Source organism: Paraburkholderia sp. IW21, assembly GCF_041321145.1.
In the GTDB taxonomy this organism is placed as follows: domain Bacteria; phylum Pseudomonadota; class Gammaproteobacteria; order Burkholderiales; family Burkholderiaceae; genus Paraburkholderia.
On the sequence record NZ_JBGGWA010000002.1, the window covers coordinates 745,285 to 751,284 of the forward strand.

The 6,000-nt window shown below is 59.9% G+C and carries 3 protein-coding genes and 2 rRNA genes; 1 reads left to right on the forward strand and 4 read right to left on the reverse strand.

Going from position 1 to position 6,000, the window contains the following annotated elements; all coding sequences use genetic code 11:
* Nucleotides 1–104: 104 nt before the first annotated feature.
* Together ACAX43_RS07255 and ACAX43_RS07260 are read right to left on the reverse strand one after the other, a co-directional pair.
* Nucleotides 105–1,778: a long-chain fatty acid--CoA ligase gene (locus ACAX43_RS07255; RefSeq protein ID WP_370707716.1), complete on the reverse strand. Its 1,674-nt coding sequence runs from the start codon at nucleotides 1,776–1,778 to the stop codon at nucleotides 105–107.
* Nucleotides 1,779–1,924: 146 nt separating this feature from the next.
* The gene (locus tag ACAX43_RS07260; RefSeq protein WP_370707717.1) at nucleotides 1,925–4,003 is read right to left on the reverse strand and encodes a molybdopterin-dependent oxidoreductase; all 2,079 of its coding nucleotides are present in this window, start codon (nucleotides 4,001–4,003) and stop codon (nucleotides 1,925–1,927) included.
* A gap of 186 nt (nucleotides 4,004–4,189) precedes the next feature.
* Here ACAX43_RS07260 and ACAX43_RS07265 point away from each other — a divergent pair, with 186 nt between their 5' ends.
* On the forward strand, nucleotides 4,190–5,386 hold the full coding sequence (locus ACAX43_RS07265) for a M20 aminoacylase family protein (RefSeq protein ID WP_370707745.1): 1,197 nt from the start codon (nucleotides 4,190–4,192) through the stop codon (nucleotides 5,384–5,386).
* Between the two features lie 187 nt (nucleotides 5,387–5,573).
* Here the strand turns inward: ACAX43_RS07265 and rrf are convergent.
* A 5S ribosomal RNA gene (gene rrf / locus ACAX43_RS07270) occupies nucleotides 5,574–5,686 on the reverse strand.
* A gap of 205 nt (nucleotides 5,687–5,891) precedes the next feature.
* A 23S ribosomal RNA gene (locus ACAX43_RS07275) occupies nucleotides 5,892–6,000 on the reverse strand; the annotation flags it as partial.

A 6,000-nucleotide genomic window follows, 5' to 3' on the forward strand; every position in this document is an offset into this window, starting at 1 on the left:
GGCCCGATAGACTTTCGTCTGGCGGGCCTTTCTCTCTCTTCTCCGCAATGCGTTACTTCGTGTCGGCTCCGTTCAAGCCGGCAGGCTCGATACGCATGATGCGTTTAAGCGCGCCCGTCGCGCAATTCCCGACGCAGAATCTTGCCGACATTGCTCTTTGGCAGTTCGGTGCGGAATTCGACGATTTTCGGCCGCTTGTAGCCAGTCAACTGCTGTTTGCAATACGCGAAGATGTCCGCATCGGTAAGCGCCTGGTCCTTCTTCACCACGAATAGCTTCACCGCTTCGCCCGAATGCTGGTCCGGCACGCCGACCGCCGCGACTTCGAACACGCCCGGCAGCTTTGCAACCACGTCTTCGATTTCGTTCGGATAGACATTGAAGCCGGAGACCAGAATCATGTCCTTCTTCCGGTCCACGATTTTGACGAAGCCGCCCTCGTTCATCAAACCGACATCGCCCGATTTGAAGAAGCCATCCGGCGTCATGACTTTGGCCGTCTCGTCCGGCCGGTTCCAGTAGCCCGCCATCACTTGCGGACCGCGGATGCAGATTTCGCCCGGCTGACCAAGCGGTACTTCATTGCCTTCGTCGTCGCGAATCGAGATTTCCGTCGACGGCAGCGGCAAACCAATCGTCCCGCTGTATTCGGTGACAGTGACCGGATTGCAGGTCACGCACGGCGACGTCTCTGACAGACCGTAGCCCTCGATGATCGGCGTATGCGTATGCTCGTACCAGCGCCTCGCGACCGCTTCCTGCACCGCCATGCCGCCGCCGTTCGCCGCGATCAACTTCGAAAAATCGAGCTTGTGGAAGTCCGGACTGTTCAGAAGCGCGTTATACAGCGTGTTGACCGCTGGAATCGTGGTGATCGGATAGCCTTGCAGCGCCTTGATCATGCCGGGAATGTCGCGCGGATTTGGAATCAGCACGCCAAGGCCGCCGGTACGGATCGTCAGCAGCCCGCAGACCGTCAGCGCAAAGACGTGATAAAGCGGCAGCGCCACGACGGTGATGAACTGGTCGATGTCCATGCGGTTCGCGCGAACCGGATTGAGCCAGACTTCTGACTGCAGCACGTTGGCGATCAGGTTCCGATGCAACAGCGTCGCGCCTTTGGCCACGCCGGTCGTGCCGCCCGTGTACTGTAAAAATGCAACGTCGTCTGGGCCTTGCTGGACCGCCTTGAAACGCTGGCGGCCGCCCTCGGCGATTGCAGTGTTGAATTTGACGTGACCGGGCAGACTCCACGCCGGCACCATCTTCTTCACGCGGCGCACGACGAAGTTCACAAGCGTGCCCTTCACGCCCATCAGATCGCCCATTGCGGCGACCACGACGTGCTTGACCGACGTATTACGGACGATCGCCTGCAACGTGACGGCGAAGTTTTCGAGCAGGATGATCGCTTCCGCGCCGCTGTCCTTCAGCTGATGCTCGAGCTCACGCGGGGTGTAGAGCGGGTTCACGTTCACGACCACATAACCCGCGCGCAAGATCGCCGCAATCGCCACCGGATATTGCAGCACGTTGGGCATCATGACTGCGATGCGCGCGCCGCGGGCAACGCCTTTCGACTGAAACCACGCGGCGAGCTTACGCGAGAGCGCGTCAAGCTCGTCATAGCTGATCTCCTTGCCCATGCAGACGAACGCCGGTTTGGCGCCATGATCGCGGAAGGCTTCTTCGAGCAGTTCGGCGACGGACGAATAGCGGGTCGGGTCGATCTCTGCGGGAACACCGGGCGGATAAGATTTCAGCCAGATTTTGTCCATGCAGCGTCTCCTCCTTTATTTTCGAATGGTCGTGCTAAAAATGCATCGTAGCATGTGCACCTCGTCACTATTCGCGAAAAGCGGTGGGGTTAGACTGCAGCCTCGAACCCTTTGAGGGCCTCAGCTGCATCATTTTTGAATGTGTCTCAGGCGCGCTCGACTTCGACGAGGCAGTCGTAGAATGTGGCGGATCCGCCTAGATCGGTGAGCGCCTGGCTGGTGACCTGGTTGGCGTTGCGGCCGTCGGGTGCGAGCTTCTTCCACCAGATCGACAGACCGACCACGAGTCCTTCGCGCGCCTTGTCGGTGATACGGGCACGCGCCTGCATCGAGCCGCGATCGTTGAAAATGCGCACCTGACCGCCTTCGACGATGTTTCGCTTCTGCGCGTCGGCCGGGTGGATGTCCAGGTGCGGCTCGCCTTCGGTCGACCGCAGGCTTTCGATGTTCACGAACGTGCTGTTCAGGAAGTTGCGGGCCGGCGGCGAGATCATGGCAAGCGGGTAACGGGCGGCGAGTTCGGGCGCGCCGTCGGCGGATTCGTAGGGCGGCAGATAGTCCGGCAATGGATCGAGTCCCTGCTGCTCGAGACGCTTGCTGAAGAACTCGCATTTGCCGGACGGCGTGCGAAAGCCGCCTTCGGCGAAGGGCGCGTCGGGCAGGTTCAGCTTTGCCCAGCCGGTTTTCTTGAGCGTGTTCCAGCTGACGGCTTCGAGCGCTTTGTCGTCCCAACGGAAGGCCGACTGCGCGATAACCTCGTCACTATCATAGAGAGCCGGCTCCTGCAGCCCCATTTTGCGGGCGAGGCCGCGAAAGATCTCCGTGTTCGGACGTGCGTCGCCGACCGGCGCGATGGCCGGCAAGTTGACCATCACGTGCGTATGCCCGTATGACTTGTGCACGTCAAGGTGCTCGAGCTGTGTCGTGGCCGGCAGGAGCAGATCGGCGTAGTCCGCCGTGTCGGTCTGAAAATGCTCCAGCACGATCGTGAACAGATCTTCGCGCGCAAACCCTGCGGCGACCCGCTCCGAGTCCGGCGCGACCGCCACCGGATTCGAATTGTAGACAATGATCGCTTCGACTTTAGGGCCAAACGCAGCGTCGCCGGGGTGCAGCAATGCGTCGCCGATCGCATTCATATTGAGGACGCGCGATGCTCTGGAAGGCCAGCCCGGCATCAGGTCCGGGCGCTGCAGCGCGTGCGAATCCACTGCTGCCCATCCGGCCGACGACAGCAACACGCCGCCCGCCCGCTCACGCCATGCGCCGGTCAGCGAAGGCAGGCAGGCGATTGCGCGCACGGCGTTACCGCCGCCACGTACTCGTTGCAGGCCGTAGTTCATTCGGATCGCGGCCTTCTTCGTGCTGCCGTAAAGGCGCGCAAGTTCGACGATCACCTGCTCATCGACACCACAAATTTCAGCGGCACGAGACGGCGGATAACTGAACGCGCGCGCCTTCAGTTCAGCGAAGCCCAGCGTGTGGGCTGCTATGTACGCGTGATCGAGCAGATTTTCCGTGATCAAGACGTTCATCATGCCGAGCGCCAAAGCGCCGTCCGTACCGGGTTTCAGCGCAATGTGCTGGTGGCATTTTTCCGCTGTCAGCGAGCGATACGGATCGATCGCGATCAGATGTGCGCCGCGACGCTTGGCTTCCTGGGCGCGTGTCCAGAAATGCAGGTTCGACGCGATGGGATTCGAGCCCCAGATCAGAATGACCTCGCTCTCGGCGAAAAACTCGGTAAGCATGCCGAGGCTTGCGCCGTAGGTGTACTTCAGCCCCGCAGCACCGGCAGCCGCACAAATCGTGCGGTCCAACTGCGATGCCCCGAGCTTATGAAAGAACCGTTGCGCGATGCTATCGCCCTGCACCAAGCCCATCGTGCCGGCGTAGCTGTACGGCATGATGGCTTCCGGCGCGCGGGCCGATATCGCCGAGAGGCGGGTTGCAGCCAGCTCGAACGCCTCGTCCCAGCTGATTGGTTCGAAGCGGCCTTCGCCTTTCCGGCCGACGCGCTTCATTGGTTTCGTCAACCGATGCGGATGATGCACCCGCTCGGCATAGCGGCTGACTTTGGTGCAAAGCGCGCCTTGAGTCGGAGGATGGTCGGGATCGCCGACAACCTTGATCGCCCTCCCGCCTTCGACGGTTACGCGCATCGCGCAGGTGTCAGGGCAATCGTGCGGGCACACGGCGCGGGTGAATTCAGTCGGAGCATTCATCGGCGATCCGTCCAGGAGAGCGGTGAGCGGGGGCAATGCCGGATTTTATTACGTCCGCTGCCAGTTGGCCTGCATGGTGCCGCCAAAAATGCCTTCGGCGTAGAATCGGCTAACACGGTGCCCGGGCCATTTTTGGTTCCGAGCGATTCCACACAACGCAAAGCACAGACGCATCATCCTTCCATCATGAAATTGATCCCAGAAATCCAAGCCGCCCACGGTGAAATTCAAACCCTTCGACGAACAATTCACGCCCACCCGGAGCTGCGTTACGAGGAAACGGCAACAGCCGATCTGGTTGCCAGGACACTTGAGTCCTGGGGTATCGAAACGCATCGCGGATTGGGTAAAACGGGTGTAGTCGGTGTGCTGAAACGCGGCACCGGATCGCGCTCGATCGGACTGCGCGCCGATATGGATGCGCTGCCGATTCAGGAGCTAAACAGCTTCGACCATCGCTCGCAGAATGACGGCAAAATGCACGCGTGCGGCCATGACGGACATACCGCGATGCTGCTCGGCGCGGCGCGGCATTTGGTGAAGCACGGCGAATTTGAAGGCACGGTCGTGTTCATCTTTCAACCGGCTGAAGAAGGTGGCGCTGGTGCACAGGCAATGATCGACGACGGCCTATTCACGAAGTTTCCAGTCGATGCGGTCTTCGGCGTTCACAACTGGCCAGGCATGCCGGCCGGCCACTTCGGCGTGACCGAAGGTCCGATCATGGCGTCCAGCAACGAGTTTCGCATTGAAATCAAAGGCGTAGGCTCACACGCGGCACTCCCGCACAACGGCCGCGACCCTGTGTTCACTGCAGTGCAGATCGCAAACGGCCTGCAAAGCATCATCACGCGGAACAAGAAGCCGCTAGACACTGCCGTGCTGTCGATCACCCAGATTCATGCGGGCGACGCCGTCAATGTCGTCCCAGATGACGCGTGGATTGCAGGTACCGTGCGGACTTTTACCACCGAAACACTCGATCTGATTGAAGCACGCATGCGCAAGATCGCCGAAAGCACTGCCGAGGCCTACGATTGCTCCGTCGATATCCACTTCCATCGCAACTATCCGCCAACCATTAACAGCAGTGAAGAGGCGCGCTTTGCTGCTGCGGTCATGAAGGAAATTGTCGGCGCAGAAAACGTCGATGATGCAGTCGAACCGACAATGGGAGCCGAGGACTTCTCTTTCATGTTGCTGGCGAAGCCGGGCTGTTACGCTTTTCTCGGCAATGGCGACGGGGGACACCGGGATTCGGGACACGGAGCGGGGCCTTGCATGCTACATAACGCAAGCTATGACTTCAACGACGAGCTATTGCCGATCGGCGCAACGTACTGGGTTCGGCTGGCACAACGATTCCTGTCACAGGGAAATTGAGGCGGTTAAGTGGAGTGGACGCGGCGACGGTTTATACCTCGCCTTTTGTTGCCCCGCCGTACATGTCAACGCGGCGATACTGACGTAGGACGCTTGCCCCGCAGGAATGTGATCACGGGGTAATTTCGGCTGCCATAAACGCAGAAACCCCACCTTTGAGGGGTGGGGTTTCCGGACCTGCAGGGGAGCCTGACGATTACCTACTTTCACACGGGAATCCGCACTATCATCGGCGTGGAGTCGTTTCACGGTCCTGTTCGGGATGGGAAGGGGTGGGACCGACTCGCTATGGTCATCAGGCATGACTTGTTGCCGTACTGCTCGTGGAGCGATACAGCCAATCGGGAAGAAGTAGTTTCTGGTGATGCTCACCAGAGGTGAGTTGTGTTGTTTCCGGCACAACATCGATCTCAACCTGTGTGTGAATCCGAGACCCTGCGCGTGGCGCAGGGTGGGGCCTCCATAAGTGCTGAAGCACTACCGGCTGCCGACACACACCTGTTATAGGATCAAGCCTTACGGGCAATTAGTATCAGTTAGCTTAACGCATTACTGCGCTTCCACACCTGACCTATCAACGTCCTGGTCTTGAACGACCCTTCAAGGGGCTCGAA